This window comes from Lyngbya sp. PCC 8106 (assembly GCF_000169095.1).
In the GTDB taxonomy this organism is placed as follows: Bacteria; Cyanobacteriota; Cyanobacteriia; order Cyanobacteriales; family Microcoleaceae; genus Capilliphycus.
Genome location: NZ_AAVU01000031.1, coordinates 1 through 26997, shown reverse-complemented (window position 1 = coordinate 26997; position 26997 = coordinate 1). Strand labels below are relative to the sequence as shown.

Here is a 26997-nt window from a genome sequence, read left to right as displayed (position 1 = left end):
CTTCGGGGTGGTTAATTCAGGAGGAAGTCACGGGTGATTGTTTAGGGCATACACTTTTTGATAGCAGCTTCTGTCGTTTGAACATAGGCCGAATCATCGCCGTACAATTTCGTGAGGATCTCTACACTTTCCTGAACTAAAATCAGAGAATTGATGGTATTGAGCCAAGCAATATCTCCTGCGGGCAGAATCATCCCATAAAATTCACAGGTTAGGGGTTCAGAGGGAACGAGTGCGTAATCTGCTTTGCTGACTTCTGGCTGTCTCAAAACTTCTCCGACTAATAAAAGTCCGTCACTGGCGAAAGCATTAATTTGGCCACTGAGAACGTCTTTAACTGCGGCTTCTCGCCCAGAAATTCCCGGATACTCAATGGGTTGAGCGAGGGAATATCGACTGGTAATAAACCTTTGGGTGAGGGAAGCCGGAAGCACACCGATGGAAATATTTTCTAACGCACCTGACGGATTAATATAGCCTTTATTATCCGGTCGTACTAACAGGTACACACCTGTAATTAAAAATCGATCTGAGTAAACGATCCCGGATTGGGGTGTACGAGTGACGGTATTGGGGCCACATTCGAGATGAACAGTTTTATCTCTGACGATCTGTTCGCGATTTTCCAGCGTGGACTTTATATATTCTATCTTAATCGCTTGGCTTAAATTGAGTTGTTCTTGTAAGCGGGTGGCGAGTAACTCGATTAATGCGATACAGTATCCTTCCCATTCTCCTGTAGCGGAACGATAGCCGAATGGGGCAGCATCCTGCCTGACTCCGGCTTTGAGAATGCCTGTGGTTTTGATCTCTTCTAATACGGTCGCCCCAAAACTGGGTAAAGGAAAAAAAATAGATAAAGCTAAACTCAGTACAATTTGAGCCAGTTTTCTTATCATTGGGTTTTAGATTCAAACACAGCTAGATTTTAACCGAGTCTAGCTTACCTTAATTTTAATCCTTGATGTTGACCTTTACTGAGTGCGAAGTTGAAAGGAGTTAAAAAATTGGCTAATATCTTGTGTCGAGCCTCCGTCTTTGGCTTTACTCACTCCCAAAACATAAACTCGTTGACCGACGAGGTAAACTCTAAACTGGTGATTTTCCCGGAAGCTGGATAAATTAATTTCTCGACCCGGATAACGTTGTAGCGCAATATTACGTTCTCCGACTAATTCTACAGGTCTACCTTTAATATAACTGTCTCTAATTTGGTTAAATAAGGCTTGAGGTTCACCTAAACGAGTCGAGTTTAAAGGGATCGAATAAGCAACCGTAAACTTGGAATCACTTTGACGAGTTGCTAGTACCGTAAATTCTAGTTGACCGCCTGATGTATCCAAAGTTTCCCGGCGTTCTCCTCGAAAGGCTCCGGGCATTGCTACGATGATATTTCCGGGAAGTTGGGTAATTTCTTCGCTCGGTTTTTGAGCTTGTTCAAAGGAAAGAACGGGTTCTGAATTTTGTTTTGAGGGGTGATCGATGCGGTTAATTTCTTGCTCAAGTTCCTGATCTCCATCACTGAAAAAGGTAGGACGATCTGGACGATATTGAGCCGTTGTGGGTGCAATAATACTGAGGAGACTCGCAGTTACAATAACACTGACAATTCCTACGTTTCGTTTCATAGGATTTTTCCTAGCTTGTCTGTAGTTTTCCATTTATTTGTGCTGTTGAGGCTAATAATGTGGGTAAATATCAAATTCAAAACTTACATCTGACGCTGATATTCTTCTAAGATTTTGAGTAGATCGCTTTGCACTGATGTCGGGATCAAATCCGCAAGTGATGCTGTCATTTTTCCACCCCCTAAAGGAACATAAATTCCTTGCAAAACTGTGTTAATTTGATCTGCTTCTAAATTTCTATCTTTGAGTAAAGGATAAAGCTGTTCGGCAACTGATGTATGCAGATGAGCATCTGATAACAAAAGATGCCATTGAGCAACGTCAATATAAATATTTTCGCCAATTTCAGCAGCTAGTTTTTCGATTTCTTGTGTAGTCGGCATAACTTAAATTTTGATTGTTACTGACACAACTAGCTTCAGAGCTTTCGCTCCAGCCATTCCCTCTTATTCTAGACAATGTATCTCTTAATTGGGTTGATTTTGTCGAACAGAAGTATAGTCTGCGATCGCAAAAATGTAAATTCCGTGCATCCCCAGAAGAAGCAGCCAAGCCCCTGTTACCCAGATAGCCCAGGGCCATTTTGCCGCTTGAATGTTCTGAAAAAACCATAAACCGGAATTGCACAGTGCAAAAAATGCGACATGAACAGCAAAGTTCATGCGGTCATCTAAGCGTCGATAAGCGGGATCTTTACGGTCGGGTTGTCGAGGCCAACGGGGAGGCATTTCTTTCGCTCCTAAGCAATTCTTTACTATGTCTCTATATCTATTTTAAGCGAGATCTGTTTTGCCTGAACATTTATTTAATACATTTAGTCACAAAAAATTCACAGCAAATGTTAGCTGAGAACTATTTTGCTATTTTTCTTCTGACAGACTGTAATAGTCTCCCGATTTTCCCCCCGTTTTACTCACCAGGCGAATACATTCTATTTGGATTGATTTTTCTAGGGCTTTTGCCATGTCATAGAGGGTTAACGCTGTGACAGACACCGCAGTTAGCGCTTCCATTTCGACTCCGGTTTCTGAAGCGGTGACGACTTGAACGCGAATTTGATAACCGGGAAGTTTGGGATCTGGGGTGAGTTGAACATCGATTTTACTTAAAGGTAAGGGATGACACAAGGGAATTAACTGAGCGGTTTGTTTAGCGGCCATAATTCCCGCGAGTTTGGCGGTTGTGATCACATCTCCTTTGGGTGCGTTGCCCGCGACCAGTGTTTCAAACGTTAAGCGAGACATCCGCACTTGACCTGCCGCCACCGCTTCTCGACGAGTAGAGGCTTTAGCCGAGACATCAACCATATTCACTTCTCCTCTATCGTTGAGGTGGGTTAAGGATTGTGGGTTTTTGGGGAAATTGTTTGTCATTCTGCAAAAATGTGTTATTATGATGACTCAGGCGATAAGTTAAAGATCAATTTGACCTGTCAAATGCGATCTTAAACCTTAGAGTTGTCAGGGCTTGTAGCTCAGTGGACTAGAGCACGTGGCTACGGACCACGGTGTCGGGGGTTCGAATCCCTCCTAGCCCGTTCTTCTTAAAACCTTATACTAACGTGATTTCAAGTAGATAGTTCAAGTTGAATTACTTGCTATTTACTTACTTCTCTACTTGTGTGGAGATTGAGTAAACGTGATCAACGAGTTATAAGAGTTACAGACTATAAGCACGGTTCGAGTCCGGCTAGTCCTGTAGCTCAAAAAATTCAGAAAAGAACCCTTGACTTATTTCTTGACTTGTGTTATGGAGATTAACCCCTTGTCAAGTTGTAGATTTGTGTTATATCTTTAGATTAATGGCTAAATTTGCCAATAGTATATCCGAGCTATTCGGTTGAGTTTGGATTAAAGTTTTGATTGTAGAGTTGTTAAACCCTTGTTCTGGTAACTGACCCATGACTTCTTCTCCTACTGTTGCGCCCAGTCGTTCCAGTCAAGTTACCCAGCAACCTTATCCCAACTATAAGGTAATTGTTCTGAACGACGACTTCAACACCTTTGAACACGTTTCTAGTTGTCTGATGAAGTATATTCCAGGAATGAATAGTGATCTAGCCTGGAAACTTACGAATCAAGTTCACTTTGAAGGTCAAGCAACGGTATGGGTTGGCCCTCTAGAACAGGCTGAACTTTATCATACTCAATTAAGCCGAGAGGGATTAACGATGGCCCCCTTAGAAAAGGCTTAACGTTTGGAGTCTAGGATACCGCTTTCCACCATTAATTTTGGCCAGAGTAATAGAAAGTATCCCATCCAAACTAAAATCGGAATCGCAATAATAGCAGTTAACCAAAGGGTTTGAAAGACTAGCCAACTTCCTGCAATTAAAGAAATTCCTGTTAACAAGATTGACCAAGGTTGACACCACCAAGGTTTATAATTCCAGGGATTTAGGGGTTTAGGATTTTCTGAAGTCATAAAAAAAGTATTGAATCTGTTGGGGTAACAACCCTGCTAAAAGCCTTGTAACTTGGTAATGAGAGTAATCTGTGCTAGAAAAATCACAGTCTCAATTATCGACCATACCGCTAATGCGTGAAAAATGCTTCCACAATTCTATCAGACTTACCCTCAAAATCGATTAAATACTACTCAATCTACATTTTAGCTTCCTAGTCACCCCGTCCTGTGAAATATTCTAAGTAATGACGAACTCGGTTGGAACGCTTGGGTTGACGGAGTTTTTGTAAGGCTTTGGCTTCAATTTGACGAACCCGTTCACGATCGCTGAACATCCTATGTTTCTTTAAACTTACTAGGCGGCGCCGATTTTCTTTTTAGCTTCTTCTAGAATTTCTTCTATCGCCAAAACAGTGGCTTGTTTTACAGTAATTTTATGATCAGACCCATACATTATTCTTTTTACTTTTCTAGAAACAACTCTCACCAATTCATATCTATTGATTTTGTGCGGCTTACATTCCGTTGTTAATCGATGCAATAATAATTGTATGGGATCGGAATCTTTATCAAAATTTGCATGATATTGTGACTGATGATTTGGATTGCTTGAACTATTATTGGCGGAATTTTGTGACTGATGATTTGAATTGCTTGAACTATTATTTTCGGGATTTTGTGGCTGATCATTCGGTGAAGTAAACTGATAATTTGTATCTTTAATTTTTATCGAGATTGAATCACTATCTTCTCCAACTCTAGCTTGAACTGAGAATTCCCCCTCTACATCGCCAGCAATAAAATCAAATTCAGCAATCAAATCGTTAGACTTTTTAGAAATCATGAAATTCAATAATTGATTATCTTTTTTCGCGGTAATTTGACCTCCTTTGGACTGCCATTTAACATCATTTACTTTAATTGAATCTCCAACTTGATCGTCCCCCTTAAGCGTTAAAGTACACTGTTCACCGGGTTGAAGTTCTGGTTTGTTTGAAGATAGTTCTAGTGTTGTAAGGACGGGAATAATTTCAACGTCTACAGAATCAGATATTGCTGATATTGAAATACATCCTTTGGCAATCCAATCTAGAATTTGCAAGATAAATTTTATCTTTTGTTTCAGTATCCAAGATTGTAGATTTAAGTCAAGAATAGATACATCAGAATCTAGAGCAACCTCTGAAATATCAAATTCTTCTACAGTCTCACATTCTCCATCAAATTCCGAATTTTCTTCTGTACTACCAAATAGCTTTATTCCCAGAGAGTAAACCCGTTCTAACTCCCGGATAATTTTTACAAAAGTTTCCAGATAGCTTCCGAAAATAAAGAGTTTTATTCTGAGATCGTTTTTATAAGCCTTAGCTTTGACTTTGTACAATCCCTTTGAATCATAACCCGCAGTGTAATATCCCTGTTGATTAATTGTTCCCCCCGTTGCTTCCCAGATCACTAATTCGGAGTTAATTTCACAATTAAACTGATCTATGCCAATTACAGTAAATTGCTGCTCTTCACAAGGTTCTAATTGAATAATTGAACTCGGATTAATCTTAATTTCTCTTAAAACCGGAAGTAATGTAACATCAGCAGTTTTATAAACTTCTCCCACACTCGCAGTAACAGTTACATAACGTTCTTGATATTCTCCTTTAAAAACTCTATTAGAACTGATTTTACCTCCTGGACTACACTCCCATTTCAAATCATCCAAAGCATAGAGTTCGCCTGTCTGATCGTATGCAATAACATCAAAATTCACGGGCTGATTCGGTTCAATAGATATATTTTCTGGTGAAATAAAGAAATGTTTTAAGACAGGAGGAACAATAAATTGAGCAGAGGCTTTGAGATTATGGCTGGGAATAGATGCGGTAACTTCAAAAGAACCTTTAGCGTTTTCATCAACAGTTAAACAACCTTGTTGGTCAATTTTTCCTCCTACCGCTTCCCAATAAACAGACTCAACAGAAAATTCATTACCCCTTTGGTCAAAACCTTTTACTGTAAATTGGAAAGTTTGACCGGGGTACAATATTATTAAAGATGAATCAAGGTTCCATATTGTTTCAGATAGATCAATCTCGATAGAATTAAGACGCGCAGGTTCAAAAACTTTAACAAATGCTTTACCTGAAATGTTATTAACCGTTGCAGTAATCGTAACATCAGCATCTCGATTAGATACTTGATTACCATCCGATAAAGATTCTTCTGTGTGCGGATTAATAGGCAAATCTTGATTCTCTAAGTCCAATGGGAGTTCATTCGAGTCATCATAATCTTGATTAGATACTTGATTACCATCCGATAAAGATTCTTCTGTGTGCGGATTAATAGGCAAATCTTGATTCTCTAAGTCCAATGGGAGTTCATTCGAGTCATCATAATCTTGATTAGATACTTGATTACCATCCGATAAAGATTCTTCTGTGTGCGGATTAATAGGCAAATCTTGATTCTCTAAGTCCAATGGGAGTTCATTCAAGTCATCATAATCTTGATTCTCTGAGTCCAATGGGAATTCATTCGAGTCATTAAAATCTTGATTCTCTGAGTCCAATGGGAATTCATTCGAGTCATTAAAATCTTGATTATCTAAGTCCAATGGGGGGTCATTCGAGTCATTAGAATCTTGATCAAATACTTCATTACCATCCGATGAAGATTCTTCTATGTGCGGTTCAATAGGCAAATCTTGATTCGCATTAGTAACTCTAGGCTGACTTTTGCTTGAAATTGATTGGGTATCATCAGACCCTCTAAAAGTCTTTGAAATAAACCGAACAGAAGCAGTTTTATAAACTTCTCCCACACTCGCAGTAACAGTTACATAACGTTCTTCATATCCTCCTTGAAAAACTCCATTAGAACTGATTTGACCTCCTGGACTACACTCCCATTTCAAATCATCCAAAGCATAGAGTTCGCCTGTCTGATCGTATGCAATAACATCAAAATTCACGGGCTGATTCGGTTCAACAGATATGTTTTCTGGCGAAATAAATAAATATTCTAAGACAGGAGGAACAATAAATTGAGCAGAGGCTTTGAGATTATGGCTGGGAATAGATGCGGTAACTTCAAAAGAACCTTTAGCGTTTTCATCAACAGTTAAACAACCTTGTTGGTCAATTTTTCCTCCTACCGCTTTCCAATAAACAGACTTAACAGGAAATTCATTCCCCCTTTGGTCAAAACCTTTAACTGTAAATTGGAAAGTTTGACCGGGGTACAATATTATTAAAGATGAATCAAGGTTCCATATTATTTCAGATAGATCAATCTCGATAGAATCAAGACGCGCAGGTTCAAAAACTTTAACAAATGCTTTACCTGAAATGTTATTAGCAGTTGCAGTAATCGTAACATCAGCATCTCGATTATCTGCTACAAAAGTTCCATCCTCGTAAATTTGACCTTCTGAAGCATACCAATGAACTTTATCAACTTTAAAAGAATGACCATACTGATCAAATCCTTTGGCTTTAAAAGTATAGCTTTCATAAGGTTGTAGCTGTATTTCTTGGGAAGTAACTTCGATTGTTCTTAAAACAGGTTCTAATTCAACGGTTGCACTAGCATTCACAGAATTAACAGAAGCAATGACTTCAACTTGAGGATATTTATAGCTTCCAACAAAGACACCTTGAGAATCAATTTTTCCTCCAGATTTACAATCCCAATAAATATCATAGGCTTCAATTTCTGCATCGGTTTGATCGAATGCAGTCGCCGTAAATTGATAGGGTTTGTCGGGTTTGAGTGAAATATATTCCGGTTTAATCTTTAACTTTTTAACAACAACCGGAACTTCAACAGTAGTAGAACCTTTGACATTCAACTCGGGTGAAATAGCTTGAACTGTAAATTTTCCTTTTGTATTTTGACTAACTGTTAGATAGCCGTTGTTGTCAATTTCAAGACCTTCTGCTTCCCAGATGATAGGATTTCTCGTTGAAATTTCCCGTTGATGTTGGTCAAAACCACGAACTTTTAATTGTTTAGTTTCACCCGGCTTTAAAGTGAAATCAGAAGGAATGATTTCTAGAGATGTTAACTTGGCAGGTTCAACGACTGTAACTTCAACTTCAGCTTTTATTTCTCCAACAGTAGCGGTAATTTTTACTTTTTCTTCGGTCTGACTGGCGGTAAAAGTTCCATCCTCATCAATTTTTCCACTTGTTGAAGTCCAGCAAACCTGATCAACTTTGATAGTCTGTTTATATTGATCACAACCTTTGGCTGTAAAAGACTGAGTTTCACCAAATTCTAATTCAACAAAAGATGGGGAAATTTCTAAAGTCGTCAGCTTGGGAGGTTCAAGAACTTTAACCGTTACCTCGTTACTGCTAATACTTCCAGATTTGGCGGTAACTTGAAAAGTCCCTTCATTATTTCCGGCTGTATAGATACCATTTTCGATGGTTCCACTCGTTGCATTCCAAGAAACAGTTTCAAGTTTAAATTCTTTATTATGTTGATCGAATCCTGCGACGGTAAACGTTTGTTTTTCCCGAAAGTACAGCTTAGACACAAAACCCGGTTTAATGACTAATTTATCAAGCCTTAACGGTTCTACAACATCAATACTAATACAATCCTTTAGAAAAGCTCCAACTTTTGCTGTAACGGTAACTTTAGACGTTTTTTGACCTGTTTTATATTCACCCGTTTGAGGATTAATTTTACCCTCTGTAACTTGCCAAATTACAGGTTGACTTATTTTGAATATTTGATCATCTTGGTCAAATCCTTGAGCTTTAAACTGATAAACTTCTCCGACTTCCAAAGGTTTAGTAGGTCTTACAATTTGAACTTTGCTTAATTCAGGTTTGGAACTTCCTTTAAATGTATAGGGTGATTCCTTCGTGTCTAGATTCCAAACTTTTAGCCAATCACAGCTTCCGCAAATTAGCTTTTTATAATCGGAAGAAATTGCTATACAATTAATCAAGCTAGAATTTAAAATCCAATATTTTTCCTTTTCTATATTTTGAAACCGGATTGTACTATTACTGTCTACAATCACGAGAGTCTTTCCATCTGGAGTCAACTTAAAGTCTTGAATTGTAGTGGATTTTTTGAAAATAGTATTACTGAAAACAAAGTCATATTTTTTGGGATTTTCTTGATCATTATTAAGATTTAATAAAATAGACATCAAACCCAGACTCATTCCACCTGTAAACTTAACCAATATAAGTGAAATAGCTATAATTAATACTTTAAAAGCGTTGATTATTTTGTTGTTTTTATCGGAAGGAACATTTTTCCAAAATTTTATTTCTCCATTTCGACTTCCACTAAATAGCCGTTCACCATCTGAACTAATCGCTAAGGCTTGAACCCAGTCCGAATGTTCCTTGAGAGTTTGTAAGAGTTTACCGCTATTTAAGTTCCATAGTTTAATCGTGTTATCGGTGCTACCACTGGCTATAATGCCATCAGAACTAATTACAGCAGAACAAATCCACCCCGAATGATCGGTTAGAGTATGTTGCTGTTTTCTGGTGTTTAAATCCCAAATTTTCAGGGTTTTATCGCAACTTCCACTGACCAATTTTTTTCCATCAGGACTAACGGCGAGCGTTGTTACCCAACTCGAATGTCCTTCCAAGGTAAATAAACTTTCTCCTGTTTGCAGACTCCAAATCTTAATTTGACTATCTGTACCCCCCGTAATTATAGTTTTATTATCTGGAGCGATAGCAACAGACAAAACCCAATGAGAATCCGCCTCAAATTTTCGTAATAATTCTCCGGTTTCCGCATCCCAAACTCTAACTATCTTCCAACTTCCGCCAACAATATATTTATGATCAGGACTGATAACAATACTTGTAATTGTATCGGTAGCAACGGGGAAGTTACCGTTTTTAGTTAAATCCGAATTGCATCCCTGCAAAATCCAATAGGTTGATTGTTGTACTTTTTCGGATTGATCTTTTAACGCCTGTCGTGTAAACAAATCCAAGTTTTCGTTAGATTTTAAGCAATCTTGCAAGGCATTTAGTCTAACATGAATATCGGGACTATTCAGGCGAGATTTAAGAGTAGGTTTGGGTAGAGTTTCCATGATTTTACCTGGTTAAAAATTGTTAAAAATTGCTTTTTAGATTAGAATTAGGGGATTTGAGATGATGCACGTTAATCAAGCTTTAATTGAAATTTTGGTGGTGGCAACTGGATGAGTTTATTTCAAACTCTACTCTCCAGATTAAGCGTTTTAAACTTGGATAGCTACGGGGTAATTACGGAACTTTGAAAATTTTATGAGCATCAAAAATTAGATCGTTCTCAGTAGAATTACTGATCTGATAGCCCAACACCCTATAGGCTATGCTTTTCATTCAACTGTTGAATAAGTAAGTCGGTGTGAAAAAATAGAGGTATGTAACAAAATATACAATATTTAAATATTTATTCCCTGTGGCATGAGTGCCTATTGCCTTGCCATAAGGACTATTTTCAACGTCAACCGACTTAAATGTCAGAGTATTAATATTAGTTGTAGATTGATTATCGGGAGTAATTGCGATCGCCAGAAAATTGTACAATGTAATGATTCACAAGAAGACAACTAATGAGTAAAATCACAGTAGAACACAACCAACTCAATCATTTTCCTCAAGTTGGTGACACCATTGCCAATGCTTCAACCGGAGTACAATATGAAGTTTTGAGTTATGAATCTGGAATTTTCACTTTAACAAAACTTCCGCCAGAGGATGAAGTTACATCTGATTATATAGTTGCAGTTTTTAGTGGAGAAGTTTTAGAGTCTAACTAAAACCTTCCCCTCGAAACTATAGCAATTATAAACCCGTTGTAAACGATATTGCCCCCAAACCCCAAATCATGGGGGCTTAAACTGGTTAATTTTTTACAAATTAAGTCACATTGCTCTAGCAGTTTTTAAAGATAAAAATAGTCTCCTGTTTTAAAGTGAGAGGCTTCTGTTACTTGAGTTTATGGAGAGCCTAAAAATTCAATATCTCTGGTTTAAGGATAGCTTTTAATCACAGCAAATAAAAATTATTTCAAAAATATTATTGAGTGTAATTTTAATCTTTTAAACATTTTTTCGAGTATTATTTTGATTTTTCTTGTTGTTAATCAGCCGGTTTGTATTCAGCTAGAGTCAGTTTAGATCTGAACTTTAGGCTAGGTAAAAAACTAAATCATGGGTTAGTGCCTTTTTTAAGATTATTACTGTAATCTCTAAGTCAGCTAAAAGAGCAGGAATTTTAAAATGAGTAGTGGAAATGGTCAGACTGGTTTTTTGAGAACTTTTTTTCCCAACGGAACAGTTGAGATTCGTCAACAACCTTCCAGAGATGCAGCCTCTATTGGTGTGGCAAAATCGGGAGATAAAGTTCTTATAGTCAAATCTCATCAGGTGGATGGAAATATCTCAAAAAACTGGTATTATATACAACATAATCAGCCTGAATTAAGAGGTTGGATACCTGCCAAAAATATATTTGTATTGGAAGAAACTCATTTTAAGACTTTAGCCAACTTAGGTAATACACAAAAAGTAAAAGCTAATTCCCAAGAAAATAGTCTCGAATCTATTCAAGCGTTTAATAGAAGTCGTTCCTTAATATTTGGCATAAAATTTATGCCTAAGTATTATTGTGAATAGCTGAAATCATGGCTGTGCATTATTCCGGGTGGCAATCTCCATATGAGTCTAAATGCAATCGCTTTTGCTTCATTGTTTATATGAAAGTGGCAAGAGTTATTCGATAGCGTTAACTATTTTCGTCGGTTGATGGGTTTATCAGGGCTAATTTACTGACAAAACTTGCTTGAGTTAAGCCCTCAACAGAAACTTCATTCAAAATCACAAAAGGTTGGTTAAGTTGGTCAGTATAGTTATTTTTTATGAGTAACAAAACCCGAGAGGAAAGAGAGCGGACTACTCATATTAGCCGCGAACCCAAGGATAGCGCGATCACGATGCTCATAAAGTAATTCTCCCTGTTGATTGAAAAGGAAAGTGGCTCCTCGTTGAGTCAGATAGGTAGAATTAGGAACATAGGTTTTCCAGTTTGTTAGCACTTCTGTCATATTTCGCAGTCGCAAAGTTGCTAACTCAAATGGACGCTGAAAACCACGACCACCTGCCCATTGGAAGAATGAACCTTTTAAGGGGGGTAGGGGGGTTGCGCGAACAATTTCTTCATCGTCAATTAACTGAGGTGCTTTGGCATCACCCCGATATCCGCGAAACACTTCCGCCAAAGTACCGGGGCTACCAATTCCGGCACACATCAGCATCAGGTTCAGCCAAGCATTTACACCTGGCGATAAACCCGGTAGTTTAAGAGATAGACCTGAATACAGGTTGAGTGTTTGATGCAGTTTGGCAGTAGGATCGACAAACAAACAAGCGGGCGGAAATCCAGTATAATCACAGAATCGCTGACCCGAACTGCGATCGCCAATTCCTACGGCTCGAATTGCTATTTGTTGCTTAGATAACTGTTCGGCATCTCGTCGCAACCACCAAGCATACTCCAAGCTATCGAAATCTCCCAATTGTGGCAAGATTAGCACTAACTGCCAGGGTGAAGATTCGCAACCGCTCAAGATAGAGGTTACAACTCCATCACTCACCCGTTGGCGTTCAGTTTGACTCAAGAGGGTATATGTATTCATCAGCTACCTGTCTACTAATTCCTGTATTTTCCCTTGACTCCATTAACAGGGGGATTAATGAGTTTAGGGTTTTGTGAAGTTATCAAAAAAGTGTTGAACTTAAACCGTCAAAATGCGGGTTAAAATTTAAAATTTATAGGGTTTTAATTGAGTGATCAGATGAGTTAGTTCAGGTAAAATTAGCTTTTCCATTGCTAACTTAACTGCATTCGTTGAACCGGGAAGCGAAAACACCAAAGTCCCCTGACAAATTCCAGCCACAGCCCGAGAAGCGATCGCCCGTGACCCGACTTCAGCGTAACTCAAACTGCGAAAAATTTCACCAAACCCCGGCAACGTTTTCTCTAAAATCCCTTCAATTGCATCGTAAGTTGTATCGCGGGGTGCAATTCCGGTCCCCCCATTGAGAATCAAAACATCGAGATGAGGAAGTTGACATAACCCCCGAACTTCGGTCTGAATTTCTCCAGGTTCATCGGGAAGAATCAAATATTCTCTAATCTGATATCCCGCTTGTTGGAGTAAAGCTTGAATTAACTGACCACTACTATCGGTTTCCGGAGTGCGAGTATCACTCACCGTAATCACCACACAATTGATCTTAATCTCACCATGATCAGCATGAGGATGGGATGAAGTCATCGTCGATTTTCTCGTTTATACTTCTGGTAAAGATGATTGAAAAAATACCGATTTTCTGATGAGAAGTCAGGTTAAACGGGACGTAAAGACCTTTCCCGACTTCCCTCACCACACCATCAAGATTTGCTAAATTCTAAGCCATTGGCTTCAGCGTAACGGTTCATAAACCGCATAAACCGATTCCATTCCTCCTCCGACTGCATTAAATAAAATGCTTCTATTGCTTCGGGTTTACCATTAACAAACTTTGCTTTCACTTCACGGGTGAGTAATTCTCCTTCCTCGTCAATTAAGTACATTCCCGTAATTTCCTCAGCAAAATCATTCGCGAGGGCTTTGGGATTATCAAAATAAAAAGTCGCCGTTCCTTGAGTGTTATCGCGAGAACGAGTTAAACGAACATTCGGAATTACATCTTCATCAATTCCTTTTGCAAATTGGATTGTAGCCATAATGTTACGAACAGATTTTAAACAATTGTTAAATTTCCATCCTCCATCATAAAACGCCAAGGGCACCTAAAACTAGATGCCCTCAAAAATTGAAGATGAATTTCTCGAACTTCACCTCAGCTTAGACAATATAAGCAGAATCAATTCTCTGGGCGCGACCTGTTGCTACCAAGGTTTGATAGAAAATCGCTGCAACTTCTCCGCGAGTAATATCCCGTTGAGGAGACAATAAATCCCGACGGGGATAATTAACGACCATCCGTTTTTCTGTTGCTGTCGCCACCGCATCCGTCGCAAAACTTGGAATTTGGGCGCGATCGCTGTAAGCCAGTAAAGAGTTAGAGGTTCCCCCGGTCAGCTTCAACCCATTCACTAACGATACAATTGCTTGGGCGCGGGTTAAATTTTGGCTAGCCCGAAACGTACCATCGGGGAACCCGGCTAAAAATCCCGCCCGGTTAGCTTTCTCAATTACCGCTTTCGCCCAGAAATCAGAGGCAATATCCTTAAAGTTCGTCCCGGAACGAATGGGGGTAAGTTCAAACGCTTTTGCTAATAATGCGGCGTGTTCAGCGCGACTTAAACTATTATCGGGTCGGAAAGTACCATCAGGATAGCCGCTAATAATATCTCGATCAACTAACCCCTCAATAAACGCTTTTGCCCAATGTCCGCTAATATCTTTTAAGCCTCCGGGAGTGGGTGTGGGTGTGGGTGTGGGAGTCGGTGTGGGAGTCGGTGTGGGAGTCGGTGTCGGATCGGGAATGTCATAATCAATATTTCCTTTTGTGTTATTCGGGTTAATTTGGTTTCCGACTGATATCAGTTTAAACTTTCCCGCATTCTGCACATCATACTTACCATTATCGCGGAAAATATTCTCACCCGGATCTTGACTATTGCCTAAATCGGGAAGGGCATCAGCAATCACAGTTAACCCATCTTGGAGGTTCTTTTCAACTAGATTTTTCCGTAAAACGGGTTTAGAACTGCCCGAGAGAACCAATCCGGTGCGATTTCCGGTAATCTCATTATCCACAATTAAGGGCGCGGCTTGAGATTGCACCGCGATCGCATATCCAGTATCTTGAAGCTTATTACCGCGAATTTCCCCTTTGGCATTTCCGGCTAAAGCAATTCCATTCCCGCCATTTTGCAGAAACACACTGTCTAAAATTTCAGGAGTCGCCGTTCCGGTGATAAATACCCCTTCTCGCTTAGATTTAGCAAAAGTACATTGACTTACCGTACAAGAAATTGATTCGATCCAAACGCCTGTACCGCGAATTTGGTCATTGGTGACACTAAATCCTTCTAGTGTAGAATTATTTTCCATCCACACCGTCACATTCTGACCCGCCGCACTTGGACTGGTAAACCGCCCACTTCCGGTAATTTGAGTATCCTGACCTTTTTTCGCTGCATTTCCAGATAGCTTCACCCCAGATGAGACAAAGATCGGAAAGCTTTCTCCATTGGCTGCGCTATAGGTTCCCGGTGCGACTTGCACAACGGTTCCCCCTTGGGCTTGTTGGAGGGCTTTTGTAATTGTTTTAAATGGACTCGATTGAGTTCCCGAGTTAGAATCATTTCCTGTGATGGAATTAACGTAAAGAGTCATAACTGAAATTGTAGTAAAATTCTGAGCAACAACATTCACATTACCTTGAATGCGATTTCCGCTAACCTGATTGCCAAAGGAAGCGATCGCAACTTGGCTGGTATTTTGTACATCAAATCCACCATTAGCGGTGAAGGTATTTCTCCCCGGATCTTGAGAAGATCCCAAGTCAGGGGCTGCATTTTGAGTAATGACAATGCCATCACTACTATTGCGTTCAATTTTATTGCGGCGTAAGATGGGTTTGGCATCACCTGAGATCAATATCCCAGAGCGATTTTCAAAAATGCCATTATCGCTAACAGAAGGAGCAGCATGGTCTTGGATGGAAAGGCCATATCCAGTATTTTGAAAGATATTTCCCCCTACTTTTCCGGTGACAGTCCCGACTATCGACAAGCCATAGCCTTCATTGTCGATGAACAGATTATTGAGAATCTGTGGACTTCCTGAACCTGTAGCGTAAATCCCTTCCCGTTTGTTATGAGTGAGAGTACAATTGGCTATTGTTACTGTTGCGGACTCTAACCAAATCCCGGTTCCACGAATCTCGCTATTGCTGACGGTGACACCTCGAAGTTGAGCATCTGACTCTAGCAACAGAGTAACATTTTGACGACCTGCACTCACACTCGGGAAAAGACCACTCCCCTCAATCAAAATACCACTGCCTTTCCCTGACTCCTGACCTTTAACTATTACTCCAGAGGGAATCTTTAACGGAAAAATTTCTCCACTGGCGGCGCTATAAGTTCCAACCTCAAGTTGTACTGTTGTATCAGACTGTGCTTGAGATAATGCTTGTGTCAAGGTTTTTAAAGGCACTGACTGACTACCTTCACCCTGATCATTACCTAAAGCTGGATTGACATATATCGTTGTCATCGCTATCGGTGGCTACCTAACCCTCCTCGCTCATTCTATGATTCAATTACACCTTGGTTGAACATTGTTCTGGAAAAATCAGGAATCTCTGCAATTTTTTTAATCGTTCAATGGCTTTCTAATCCTGAGAAGGCAATAGTTATTTAGTTTTTTGATCCACTTAATCTTCAGTATCCTGTAAGATGTTAAATTGTAACTGTGTAATTATTACTCAGGAAGTCGCACAAGCCATTCAAGAAGTCAAAAGCAGAAAAGGTATAGTATAGGCTTAGGAAAAAAAAGGAAAAATATTAGCAACTTTAGGAGTAAATGGTACAGTTCTTCTGCGAAACCCTTCTTCTCGTGAAAAGATTAACCCACTCATCCAACCGCCTCAAAGAATTATCCCTCATACGAGCATAGCTTTTTAACTTTTACTCTTCCTTTCAGACTTAACGTTTTGTTACATATTAATCAGATTTCCCGCCGACCTACTTAGATGAGTTCGCCGAAAGCAGTATGGGTGGCAATATTAAACACTAAGCAGTCTCGTTTAGGAAGCTGTGTTGTGTACCATGAGTGTTGAGGTGGGTCGCGTACACAGAGATTCCCTTCCTGACTCGGTTTGACCACTTTGATCCGGAGATTTTACAAAATCTTTACAGAAATTGCTTTGAACTTTATATAATGGGGTGTTTTTATTGAGCTGTTGGATGTACACTACACTTTATATTGTTTATAGTTTCATGTGTTTTGATTGTAATAGATGGGAGAAACTTTGATGATTGATTCACTCAATGATTGAACTTCGATCAGCAATAGAACAGATTTAAAACAAATCAAACTTATTGTTTTTAAATGTTAAGGAATTAAAAAAAATTACGTTCAGAGGCTTAAAATATAAAATATTGAGAGCAGAACACCTTAAGTTGAAATCGTAAACTATAAATCAGTTTATTCTTGGCTTTTTCTCGTAGATTATAAGCTAAAGCTACATAGCTGATTAGCTGAAGATCCACTGTTATCAGGGAAAAACAGCGTTTGTTTTTTTTAACTTGATTGTGCTAATCTTAACAACTTTAAGTCAAGAAAACCAAGATTTTGATTGAAATCATGGTCTGTAAAAGTCAAACAATTCAATCTTTTCATTAAGCTTTGACTTTGAATCAAAAGTTCACATTAAATCCCTTGACAAAAGTAGCAATACAATATTATATTCTTATCTAAATACATCTAATTTAAGGCTGTATTTATAAATAAAAACTTTTCTGGGTGCTTCTGAGTTAGGAAGTATAAACTTTTGTAGACATTTATTTTACGGGGGAAGTTATGAAAAATAACTCAAACTTTGATCTCTATTCCACAATAAATAACTCAGTTGCAGAACAAACCAATCCCAAAGTAGTAATTGGCTTACCTGTTTATAACGGTGAGAATTACCTGCGTCCCGCCATAGAATCGATTTTGGCTCAAACCCTAACAAACTTTTTATTAATCATCAGTGATAACGCCTCTACCGATGCGACAGAGGAGATTTGTCGCGAGTTTGCAGCTTGTGATTCACGAATTATCTATCACAGACAAAAGGATAATATCGGTGCTGCACCTAACTTTAACTTTGTGTTTCAGCCTCGGTTAGCTCCCTACTTTAAATGGGCGGCTCACGATGATATCCTAGATCCGGATTATCTACGTCAATGTGTTGAGTTGCTAGATCGTGATTCTAAGCTGGCAGTGGCTCATTGTTTATCCTATAAAATTAATGATCAGGGTGAGATCTATGGAACTCACGACAACGATCTGCCCTTGAATAGTTCTCGTCCGAGTGAACGTTTCTGGCGTGTTTTGTGGGCGAACCACTTCACAGATATTTTTGGAGTCATGCGTACAGACTTGTTGACTCAAACAAAACTTCATGGAAGTTATGTGGGTTCTGATCGCAACTTGATGGCGGAAATCCTTTTACTTGGTGATATGGGATACGTTAAACAACGCTTATTCCTTCATCGAGTTCACAAAGCTTCTTACATGGGAAAACTTAAAGATAACGCCAGTCGTTTAGCTTGGTTTGATCCCAAAGTAAAAATTTCGACTCGTTTGGTGGGTTACGTCAAGTTCAAAGAATACCTTGATGCAATTACACACCTACCGTTACCCTTGAATGAGCGAATCGCTTGTATGACCAATTTAGCAGAATGGGGAGTACGACGGGGAATAGAGATTGTTACAGGTGATCGCGATCTCTACCGTAAAAAATTGCTGCGTCAGTATGGCTTCCAACAGATTTCTCCAACCTTACCCGCTCACGCTACTCTCAATTTCACAGAAGCTTCTAACAATCACAACGCTGCATAAAATCACAGTTAACTTCTAGGGTAAAGTTCAGTTAATTTCTGGGCTTTGCTCTCTTTTTATCAGTGTTATTTCACTTCTCTGATAGCAAATCTATCGTTTTTTTCGTCTATAAAACCAGATGCCAAAGGTAATTAATAAAATTACAATAACCAGTGTAGAAATTGGACTCAGAAATTGCTTAACTAAGGTGTAGTTATCTCCAAGCCAATAACCAATAATAGTTAAAAAGCTAATCCAAAGCGTTGTTCCCACAGTTGAGTAAACTAAAAAAGAAAATAATGGCATATTTTCTAATCCAGCAGGGATGGAAATATAAGTGCGAATTCCGGGAATGACTCGACCTAAAAGGACAACCCAATTTCCATAGCGATTAAACCATTCTTGAGAAAGTTCAAGATCTTCTACAGAAAGAGTTAACCACTGACCTCGCAACTCAATCCATTTTCTTAGTTTCTTTTCTCCCCAATTCTTACCTAAATAGTACCAGGGTAATGCGCCTAAAATTGAACCCAGTACACCTGATAAAATTACACCAATAAAGCTAAGTTTACCTTCGGCTATCGTAAAGCCAGCCAGGGGCATGATCACTTCTGAGGGAATTGGAGGTAAAATATTTTCTAATAACATGAGGAGTACAATTCCCATATACCCCCAATCTGCAATACCTTGAGTAATCCAGTCTAACATTAATTTTTGCTTGATACAGTGTGATCATAAATTAGCCTAATATTATATATTAAATGAAAAGATGAAACTATACATCTAACATTCGAGATAAAATTTTATTCCTTTTGATAGAGATTGTTGATCCGCTCAAAATCTCAAACATCAAAGAGAAGCTATTCCTTGTGATAGACAAAAATATCAGCATATAATTTTAGACTCTTTCAATCGAAATAAAAATCGAGTAAATCAACCCAAAGATTGAATCAATACTTGATTACTAACCGCTACTCTGATTATAGATAAGAGAGGAAATATTATGTATACAGGTGAAACAACGAGAGCAGTTGGATTATTTTCTAATCGCCGAGATGCTGAAGCAGCTTTACATCGCCTCAGAGATATTGGTTTTAATATGGATAAAGTTTCTGTAGTGACTCGCCATGAAAATGACGGTAATATTGCAGAGGCGAATGTGGAACAGACAACAGGTGATCAAGTTAAAGGTGGCGCCAGTGCGGGTGCTGTCGCAGGAACCACCGCAGGTGGATTAATTGGTTTAGTCGGAAGCTTAGGAGTATTAGCAATTCCCGGAGTTGGACCCGTTGCAGAATTGGGTTTAATATTAGCAAATACCCTGATTGGTGGCGGTATCGGTGCTGTCGGTGGTGGCTTAGTGGGTGCTTTAATTGGTTGGGGTTTACCCGAAGATAAAGCCCAATATTACAATTCTCGTGTCCATGAACACGGTGATTATTTAGTCTTAATGGAAGGGACTGATCAGGAAATTCGTAATGCTGAAGCTTTATTAAACGACTACAAAGTCAGAGATTTACATCTGTTTGGTATACCCGGAACCGTTGGCGATCGCCGAGTCAATCCTACTTATAACCGCTCGTTCTAGATGCGCGATAAAATCACCAATTTGACCCCAAAAACTAACCCAAAGACTCGGTTTCTGAACGAAGCCGGGTTTTTAATCTTCCCCTCTCATCTCAACAATTCCCTCTCGGGGTAGAGGAATTAGATCGGCTTAATTTCCTAAACTAAAGATTGTATATCCAAATTATTTTCGTTTATTCACGATCATAACGATTGTTGTATCAGTTAGTTAGGAAAGCTTAAAATGACTTCACTATCAAATGGTTCCAGTTCAAAACGAGTTGCAATTTTACTCGAAAGTGGTTTTGAGGACTCGGAATTTCTAGTTCCTTATACCGCATTACAAAAAGCAGGCGCAAACACCATCATTGTCGGTTCTCGCATGAACGACGAATACGAAGGAAAGCGGGGTAAAGCCTCCGCTAAACCCGACGCAACCGCCGCAGAAGTTCGTTCAGAAGACTTTGATGCGATTTTCATCCCTGGCGGTGCTGCACCCGACAAAGTTCGTCGTAACCCTCATGCAGTCACACTGGTAATTGATGGTATGGCGCAGGGTTTACCCATCGCTGCGGTTTGTCATGGCCCCCAAGTCTTAATTGATGCGGATGTCTTACGGGGTAGACAAGCAACAGGTTTTAAAGCCATTCGCAAGGACATCCAAAATGCAGGCGCAACCTACGTCAATGAACCTGTGGTTGTCGATAGCAACTTAATTACCGCTCGACAACCGAGTGACTTACCGATGTTTACAGTCACCCTACTCAGCTATCTCAATTTGGCTATCGAAGGCACAACGTTACCCGATCCGACAAACCAAGCCTTTGAATGGTGGACGTTGGGTGAAGCCTGGAAAGGGTCGAGCAAAAATGATATTGTCAATGTACTCAATACAGCGATCGTCGGGGAACGTTATACCCTCGCCGCTTTTCAAGAATACAGCAAGCAAGTTTCTGACCCGGACTTTGTGATTTTATTGCGGGAAGCCATCGGTACCAAACAACGTCACATTGAACTATTAGAAGCGCGTCTGCGCGACTTTGGGGAACAAGTCACTTGGCAAGCAATGGGAAGTGAAGCCTTTGCCACATTGCAAGGTTGGTTGCAGTCTAATAGCAGTGATCAAGATCTGATGCGGCGTGCTTTAGGTGACATCCAAACAGGTATTATTGATTCTTCTCATTTGTGCGTTCAAGTTACAGACCCGGCAACGGCTTTTGTATTAGAAGAAATCGAAGAAAATCTTCGGAAGCATGAAGAATTAATCGCAACTTTGTATCGAACTCGGTTAGGTAACAATGTTCAAGCTCCCATGCCTACAACGATGGCAGTTATGAGCTAAAGAACTAATGCAATAGAGGAAAGTAGAGAGGAAATCTAGAAAATGATCGGGGTTGAATTTCTATTCTTTCTGCTTTCTTCTATTTGCCTATTAATACAGGAGAAATCAAAATGAATTTAGTCGATTTGATTGCAGTAGGATTAGAAACGATTGTTATCGGTATCTTAACTTTACACTGTATTCAACGTCATTCTCTATTCCCTTCAGCTTTTATTTTACTCGGATTTTTATTTTTAATCTATAGCAGCAGTCTCACCGCATTAGCTGTTCCTTACTTAAACATTACTACGTCCCATGATCACTCTGAGAATGTGATTAAACCCCCGTTTGTAAACCACATAACTCCCAAATATACGGGTATTCAGACGAGCAGAAAATTTAAAATAAATTGGGTCGAACCATCAACTCAACCCAACTGATCTGAACTTTTTATTATTGTTAAAACTCTCAACCCAAAAATCAATTCAAAATAGCCTGTTCGACTTGAGTTGAGTTCAGTTCTCGCCCAATAAAAACTAAGCGAGTTTGACGAGGTTCATCACTTAACCACAACCGATCATAAAACGAATCAAAGCGATTTCCCACTCCTTGTAAGACCATTCGCATCGGTTTATTTGGAACATCAACAAAGCCTTTAATTCGATAAATTTCTTGGTGCTGTACTAATTCTTTTAATTTTTCAATTAAAGCAATCGGTTCAAAGGCTTGCTCAACAATAAGCTGTACCGAATTAATATCATCATCATGTTCGTGTTCTTCTTCGTGGTCATGATGACTCGGACGACTTTCTAAATGATCTTCTACTGCTGCATTAAACCCAAGCAAAAGATTCGTTTCCACATCTCCTTGTTGACAAGAAACAACCTTAACTCCAGGGGGAAGTTCTCGGCTTAACCATTCTCGCACTTTTATTAACGAAGCTTGATCAATTAAGTCAGTTTTGGTTAATAAAACCAGATCTGCACAAGCCAATTGATCTTCAAACAATTCTTCAATTGGGGTTTCATGTTCTAAATTCGGATCAGCTTGACGTTGAGCTTCTAAAGCCTCTAAATCTCCCACTAAAGTTCCTGCTGCTAAAGCTTGAGCATCGACAACGGTGAGAACACCATCAACTGTGGCACTATTGCGAATTTCAGGCCAACGAAAGGCTTGAACTAAGGGTTTAGGTAAAGCTAATCCAGAGGTTTCTACCAGTATACAATCAATGCGATCGCGGCGTTTAAGAAGTTCTTGCATCGTGGGATAAAATTCTTCTTGAACGGTGCAGCATAAACAACCATTGGTGAGTTCTACAATATTATTTTCAGGGGATTCATCTTCTTCACAAACTTGACAAGACCGTAACAGTTCTCCATCAATTCCCACTTCTCCAAATTCATTCACTAAAACAGCAATTCGGCGTCCTTGATTATTTTGGAGGAGATGACGAAGTAGAGTTGTTTTTCCGGCGCCGAGAAATCCAGTAACAACAGTAACGGGTATTTTGTGCATCGTGAGTATTTTGAGTTAAAGTTTAGGGAGATGATTTCATTGCGAAGAATGAATTAATTTGAGAGGTTAACCCTGTTCTAGCAATCGAGTTAGTGATTGGTAAAAATCAGGAAACTCACTCCAAAGCCAATGATTTAGGGTGAACCTTCCTGAGTTTCAGCAGCAGGAGTTTCTTCTGGGGATGGGGTGACACTTGGTAGACTATTCTCTTTGATGTTGACAAAAATATCATAACGAGTGCTGCGATCGCTAACCACTGCGGCAGTTACCCCAATCGATTGTATCGCATTCACCCAAACCGCTTGTGCCGGGGGAAGCTGAGGTAAAGACAGATTACGGCGATCAAAAACTTGTTCGACATCAACAAAGAAACTGCCATTATTCGGACTTAATTCGGTGGGTACTGTTTCTCTAAATAAAGAATCTGAGGGAATCGTATTCTCGGGTTCCGGTAAAATTTGATTGGCAATCGGCGCCCCCAAAGTTGCAAATAACACATCTTCCTCTAACCAACCTCGAATTACACTGAAACCCCCATAAGGAGAAGTCCACTTCACAACAGGTTGACCTTGGAGTTGGGCGGGTTGTATCTGAAAATCTTTAGACTTCATCGCCGCATCTAGCTTTTCTAAGGCTGTTTCTGCGGCTTTGCGATCTCTCGTTTCCACCATCAATGCCAATCCCGCCGAAAACTTTTGGGGGGTTTGTTTATTCGGAATTGCCGGAATCAATGCTAGAGAAAATTCTCCATCCATCCAACTCAAAAAGTCCTTTTCCAAATCCATTTGTGTCGCCTGTTTTAAGCTAGAACTTAGAGCTTCTGGATTAAAAGGAGCAATCGGATTAGAAGCAGCATCTTGGCTATAGTCTTGCCAAAGTCGCTGTAAATTTCCCCCCACCATGACCATCATTGCATTATCAGGAATCCGTTCCAGCATTTCCTGAGATTGATTTTCAACGGTGAGAGTTTTCTGACTACTGGGTTTATACCAAGAAATTCCTTTGAAATTAATCCCACCCGATTCTAAAACAACACTACTGACAAACCCTTGATGCTGCTGTAATTTTTCTAGATTTTCGGGAGGAATGGGTTGGGCGGAGGTAAAAGAAGCCACACTAGCCGCCACCGGAATATTGAGATAAACTTCCGCAAAAGATCTGGAAGTTTGAACTTTTTCAACTGCGTTGGCATAACCTGGGGTTTTCGCAATCGATGCTTCGCCTCGAAAAGTATCAATTGTGCGATCTGTAGCATTGGCATCTGTCGTCACCAACAAAAACTTTTCACCCAAAACCGCGATTGAGTAATTTTGAGTCGGTAAACCTTGAGTTTCAATAATTTCAATTCCGCGATAAGTTCGTTCACTGATCTCGCCTTCTGTCAACAATTTAGGTTGGGCCAGAACTTCCTGTGCTTTTTGGGGATTAGCAATCGGAAAAACTATCACCATTGCAGGTTCTGTGGGAGAGGAAGGGGGGGAATCTGGTTTCGGTAGCGTTCCAGAAGTAATGGTTTGATGCGGCAGCCAAGCCACCATAACTTCATCTCCGATCCACGGTTGAATGTCTTCTTGGTAGTTAAAACCGCTATCGGTAAATAAGCGATCGCGCCAGTCTTGGATGGTTTTGTTGAGGGCGGCTTTGGACTCAGTGGTGCCATACTCGCGTAGTTTTTCCCATTGTTTGGGTTCGGTAGAGAACGAAACCGCCATCATTGCATCAGTCGGCACGATATTCGCCCCAATCGGAACGTTTTCGAGGGCTTTTCTCGAAAGTACAAAGTAGTAGGTCGCGACTCCCCCTGCAATCAGAAGAGCAGCCGCTCCCAGTGTCAACCAGAGGGATGATTTGTTTTTGTACATCATGGAGAGCAACGATGACGTTTGATAATGGTCTTTAATCTCCCAAACTATCACATATCAAAGGGAAGTTTGGCAAGATGTCAATTGCAGCTTTGTTTAATCTGAAGATTAAGAGTCTTAACCCTCGCTAATGCTTCTATGAGTAGCACGGATTTTTTCTTGGGGAAAGAAATCGTTGATCGGGGTCTATTACCGTCTTCGGCCTTCTGCCTCCCACCTATGGCCTTCTTTAACTTCTTGGTTCTGTTGTAAGTCAGAAAAGTCTTCAAACCAACCCCTTCGCTTAAAGAACAGAAATAGACTGACTCCGATAATGAGCATCACAGCCAAACAAACGGGATAACCCCAGTACCAATCTAACTCCGGCATATTCCAGGGAGAGGATTCGGGATCGAAGTTCATCCCATAGACTCCAGCAATGAACGTGAGGGGAATAAAAATAGTCGAAATGACCGTGAGAATTTTCATGATCTCATTCATTTTATTGCTCATTGTGGACATATAAATATTGATCAGATCGGAAGAAAGCTCACGATTGGTTTCGAGCATATCTCGAATATTAATGGTGTGATCATAGCAGTCTCGTAGATACACTTGAACTCGTTTGCTAATCAAGCGTGTACGATCACGAACTAAGATATTAATAGCGTCTCGTTGCGACCAAATAGCCCGTCGCAAAACCAACATTTCTTGCTTAACTTCATAGATTTTCCACAGGGTATGATGGCCTGGTCTAAACAGCACTTCATCTTCGAGTTCTTCGAGGTGATCGCTGTAATGTTCAATGACTGGAAAAAAGCCATCTATAATGGCATCTAAAATCGCATAAGCCAAATAATCGGCTCCATGCTTGCGGATGCTCCCGTGATTATTGCGAATCCGATCACGTACCGGTTGTAAACAGTCGTATCGGGGTTCTTCTTGAACCGTAATCAGGTAATTGTCTCCTAAAATCAAACTCACCTGCTCTCGATGCAGCGTCTTTGAGTCGGGTTTGAGTAAGACCATCCAGGCGACAATTACAATTTGGTCAGGATTTTCATAATAGACGACTTTCGGACGTTGGGGAATATTAACCACGTCTTCTAAAGCCAAGGGATGAAATTGAAAAATTTGCGACATTTGTCGCCACGTTTCTGTATTTCCCAGTCCTTGAATATCGAGCCAACTCACCGTTTCCGATTGCAAGTAGGGAATACAGTCTTGGGGTTGAGCGAGTTTTACCCGAGTTGTTTTGGCGAGATTATAGTCGATTAAGACGATTTCGGGTGGCGGGTCATCAGGTTCAAGGTCTAGTGTTCCAGGTAAAGTTCCGGGTTCATCGTAGAAATAGTCGAAGTTTGAGTCTTCTTCCTCTTCTGGAGAATGTCCCGTTGTTGGGGAAGGAGTGAGACTGTGTGACATAGAATTGAGTTCTCACGGGTTCATCTGAGATTTTCGGAAGTTTGGCTTTTCACAGCGTACAGAACAGCTTTCACTCAGTGAAAACAGTATTCCCCAAAATTCGTTAGCTTTGGCTAAACCGCTTTAAATTGGGGTTGTTTCTGGACGTATTCAAGCAAGCCTTCACAGGCATCGAGTAGAATATCAATCACCTGATTAAACCCCTCCGGGCCACCATAATAGGGATCGGGAACTTCCTGAACATTGTGATGGCGACAGAACTCACACATCAGCTTCACTTTGTCTTGATATTGACGAGCCGAATCAAGGCGAACAATAGATTCATAGTTATCGTAATCCATCGCCAAAATTAAATCAAAGTTCTCAAAGTCCTCTCGTCCAAACTGACGGGCTTGACCTTTGAGCAAGATCCCTCGTGATGAAGCCGCTTTTGTCATACGAGCATCGGGGGGACTTCCGATGTGATAACTAGAAGTCCCGGCTGAATCACAGAGAATACTACGACCCAGATGAGCAAGTTCAATCTGGTGATTCATAATATTTTCTGCCGAGGGAGAGCGGCAAATGTTCCCTAGACAGACAAATAGTAACTGATAAGGCATTGATTTGAGCTACCCTTGATGAAATTACATTCCGGGCAAATTAAGTCCCCCTGTTAATTCTTCCATCCGTTGTCGCATGGTTGCCGTGGAATTTTCGTAGGCGGCTT

General features: G+C 40.0%; 24 protein-coding genes, 1 tRNA gene and 2 pseudogenes. 8 read left to right on the top strand and 19 right to left on the bottom strand.

Annotated elements, in window-relative coordinates; all coding sequences use genetic code 11:
• Positions 1–41: 41 nt before the first annotated feature.
• From L8106_RS19245 to moaC, 5 genes are all read right to left on the bottom strand, one after another.
• Positions 42–899 (bottom strand): amino acid ABC transporter substrate-binding protein, encoded by an 858-nt coding sequence (locus L8106_RS19245; protein ID WP_009786083.1) that lies wholly within the window; start codon positions 897–899, stop codon positions 42–44.
• A 75-nt stretch (positions 900–974) separates the two neighbouring features.
• A complete protein-coding gene (locus tag L8106_RS19240) occupies positions 975–1628 on the bottom strand; it encodes a hypothetical protein (RefSeq protein WP_009786082.1) in 654 nt (217 codons plus the stop codon).
• Between the two features lie 83 nt (positions 1629–1711).
• On the bottom strand, positions 1712–2011 hold the full coding sequence (locus L8106_RS19235) for a DUF3181 family protein (protein ID WP_009786081.1): 300 nt from the start codon (positions 2009–2011) through the stop codon (positions 1712–1714).
• Positions 2012–2095: 84 nt separating this feature from the next.
• The gene (locus L8106_RS19230) at positions 2096–2356 is read right to left on the bottom strand and encodes a 2TM domain-containing protein (protein WP_009786080.1); all 261 of its coding nucleotides are present in this window, start codon (positions 2354–2356) and stop codon (positions 2096–2098) included.
• Between the two features lie 132 nt (positions 2357–2488).
• A complete protein-coding gene (moaC, locus tag L8106_RS19225; RefSeq protein WP_039896720.1) occupies positions 2489–3001 on the bottom strand; it encodes a cyclic pyranopterin monophosphate synthase MoaC in 513 nt (170 codons plus the stop codon).
• A 90-nt stretch (positions 3002–3091) separates the two neighbouring features.
• Here moaC and L8106_RS19220 point away from each other — a divergent pair.
• Together L8106_RS19220 and clpS are read left to right on the top strand one after the other, a co-directional pair.
• Positions 3092–3165 (top strand) — tRNA-Arg (locus tag L8106_RS19220).
• Between the two features lie 363 nt (positions 3166–3528).
• Entirely contained in the window at positions 3529–3822 is a 294-nt protein-coding gene (gene clpS / locus L8106_RS19215) for an ATP-dependent Clp protease adapter ClpS (RefSeq protein WP_009786077.1), read from the top strand.
• On the opposite strand, the gene L8106_RS19210 is transcribed toward clpS, so the two are convergent.
• The 4 genes and pseudogenes from L8106_RS19210 to L8106_RS32375 all read right to left on the bottom strand — a co-directional run bounded on the left by L8106_RS19210 (position 3819) and on the right by L8106_RS32375 (position 10597).
• The gene (locus L8106_RS19210) at positions 3819–4052 is read right to left on the bottom strand and encodes a DUF6737 family protein (RefSeq protein WP_009786076.1); all 234 of its coding nucleotides are present in this window, start codon (positions 4050–4052) and stop codon (positions 3819–3821) included. The genes clpS and L8106_RS19210 overlap by 4 nt on opposite strands.
• 194 nt (positions 4053–4246) lie before the next feature.
• A pseudogene (locus L8106_RS31655) lies at positions 4247–4357 on the bottom strand (RNA polymerase subunit sigma); the annotation flags it as partial.
• A 32-nt stretch (positions 4358–4389) separates the two neighbouring features.
• Positions 4390–10116, bottom strand: a complete 5727-nt coding sequence (locus L8106_RS19205) for a serine/threonine protein kinase (RefSeq protein WP_009786074.1) — start codon at positions 10114–10116, stop codon at positions 4390–4392.
• A gap of 274 nt (positions 10117–10390) precedes the next feature.
• Positions 10391–10597 carry a hypothetical protein gene (locus L8106_RS32375; RefSeq protein ID WP_156803747.1) on the bottom strand — a complete coding sequence of 69 codons (207 nt, stop codon included), beginning with the start codon at positions 10595–10597 and terminating at the stop codon, positions 10391–10393.
• Between the two features lie 26 nt (positions 10598–10623).
• On the opposite strand from L8106_RS32375, the gene L8106_RS19200 reads away from it, so the two are divergent.
• Positions 10624–10830 (top strand): hypothetical protein, encoded by a 207-nt coding sequence (locus L8106_RS19200; RefSeq protein WP_009786073.1) that lies wholly within the window; start codon positions 10624–10626, stop codon positions 10828–10830.
• A gap of 462 nt (positions 10831–11292) precedes the next feature.
• Positions 11293–11688, top strand: coding sequence for an SH3 domain-containing protein (locus L8106_RS19195; protein WP_009786072.1), 396 nt, complete (start codon positions 11293–11295; stop codon positions 11686–11688).
• A gap of 233 nt (positions 11689–11921) precedes the next feature.
• On the opposite strand, the gene L8106_RS19190 is transcribed toward L8106_RS19195, so the two are convergent.
• From L8106_RS19190 to L8106_RS30820, 4 genes are all read right to left on the bottom strand, one after another.
• Positions 11922–12707 carry a peroxiredoxin-like family protein gene (locus L8106_RS19190; protein ID WP_009786070.1) on the bottom strand — a complete coding sequence of 262 codons (786 nt, stop codon included), beginning with the start codon at positions 12705–12707 and terminating at the stop codon, positions 11922–11924.
• Positions 12708–12833: 126 nt separating this feature from the next.
• Positions 12834–13349, bottom strand: coding sequence for a molybdenum cofactor biosynthesis protein B (locus L8106_RS19185; protein WP_009786069.1), 516 nt, complete (start codon positions 13347–13349; stop codon positions 12834–12836).
• Between the two features lie 116 nt (positions 13350–13465).
• Positions 13466–13801, bottom strand: coding sequence for a photosystem II reaction center protein Psb28 (gene psb28, locus L8106_RS19180; protein WP_039896737.1), 336 nt, complete (start codon positions 13799–13801; stop codon positions 13466–13468).
• Positions 13802–13922: 121 nt separating this feature from the next.
• Positions 13923–16307: a DUF1565 domain-containing protein gene (locus L8106_RS30820; RefSeq protein ID WP_009786067.1), complete on the bottom strand. Its 2385-nt coding sequence runs from the start codon at positions 16305–16307 to the stop codon at positions 13923–13925.
• 1308 nt (positions 16308–17615) lie between these two features.
• Here L8106_RS30820 and L8106_RS19170 point away from each other — a divergent pair.
• Positions 17616–18641, top strand: a complete 1026-nt coding sequence (locus L8106_RS19170; RefSeq protein ID WP_009786066.1) for a glycosyltransferase family 2 protein — start codon at positions 17616–17618, stop codon at positions 18639–18641.
• A 90-nt stretch (positions 18642–18731) separates the two neighbouring features.
• Here L8106_RS19170 and L8106_RS19165 read toward each other — a convergent pair whose 3' ends face one another.
• Complete coding sequence (locus L8106_RS19165; protein WP_009786065.1) at positions 18732–19328, bottom strand: DedA family protein; 597 nt, start codon at positions 19326–19328, stop codon at positions 18732–18734.
• Between the two features lie 295 nt (positions 19329–19623).
• Here L8106_RS19165 and L8106_RS19160 point away from each other — a divergent pair, with 295 nt between their 5' ends.
• From L8106_RS19160 to L8106_RS19150, 3 genes are all read left to right on the top strand, one after another.
• Positions 19624–20208: a general stress protein gene (locus L8106_RS19160; protein ID WP_009786064.1), complete on the top strand. Its 585-nt coding sequence runs from the start codon at positions 19624–19626 to the stop codon at positions 20206–20208.
• 222 nt (positions 20209–20430) lie between these two features.
• On the top strand, positions 20431–21528 hold the full coding sequence (locus L8106_RS19155; protein WP_009786063.1) for a DJ-1/PfpI/YhbO family deglycase/protease: 1098 nt from the start codon (positions 20431–20433) through the stop codon (positions 21526–21528).
• 110 nt (positions 21529–21638) lie between these two features.
• A complete protein-coding gene (locus tag L8106_RS19150) occupies positions 21639–21947 on the top strand; it encodes a hypothetical protein (protein WP_009786062.1) in 309 nt (102 codons plus the stop codon).
• Positions 21948–21987: 40 nt separating this feature from the next.
• Here the strand turns inward: L8106_RS19150 and cobW are convergent, their stop codons facing one another.
• From cobW to L8106_RS33795, 5 genes and pseudogenes are all read right to left on the bottom strand, one after another.
• Positions 21988–23022 (bottom strand): cobalamin biosynthesis protein CobW, encoded by a 1035-nt coding sequence (cobW, locus tag L8106_RS19145; RefSeq protein WP_009786061.1) that lies wholly within the window; start codon positions 23020–23022, stop codon positions 21988–21990.
• Positions 23023–23156: 134 nt separating this feature from the next.
• Positions 23157–24887: a DUF3352 domain-containing protein gene (locus L8106_RS19140; RefSeq protein WP_083798447.1), complete on the bottom strand. Its 1731-nt coding sequence runs from the start codon at positions 24885–24887 to the stop codon at positions 23157–23159.
• 186 nt (positions 24888–25073) lie between these two features.
• Complete coding sequence (corA, locus tag L8106_RS19135; protein ID WP_009786059.1) at positions 25074–26288, bottom strand: magnesium/cobalt transporter CorA; 1215 nt, start codon at positions 26286–26288, stop codon at positions 25074–25076.
• Between the two features lie 113 nt (positions 26289–26401).
• On the bottom strand, positions 26402–26890 hold the full coding sequence (locus L8106_RS19130) for a low molecular weight protein-tyrosine-phosphatase (RefSeq protein WP_009786058.1): 489 nt from the start codon (positions 26888–26890) through the stop codon (positions 26402–26404).
• A 24-nt stretch (positions 26891–26914) separates the two neighbouring features.
• Positions 26915–26997: pseudogene (locus L8106_RS33795) on the bottom strand (YbaB/EbfC family nucleoid-associated protein); the annotation flags it as partial.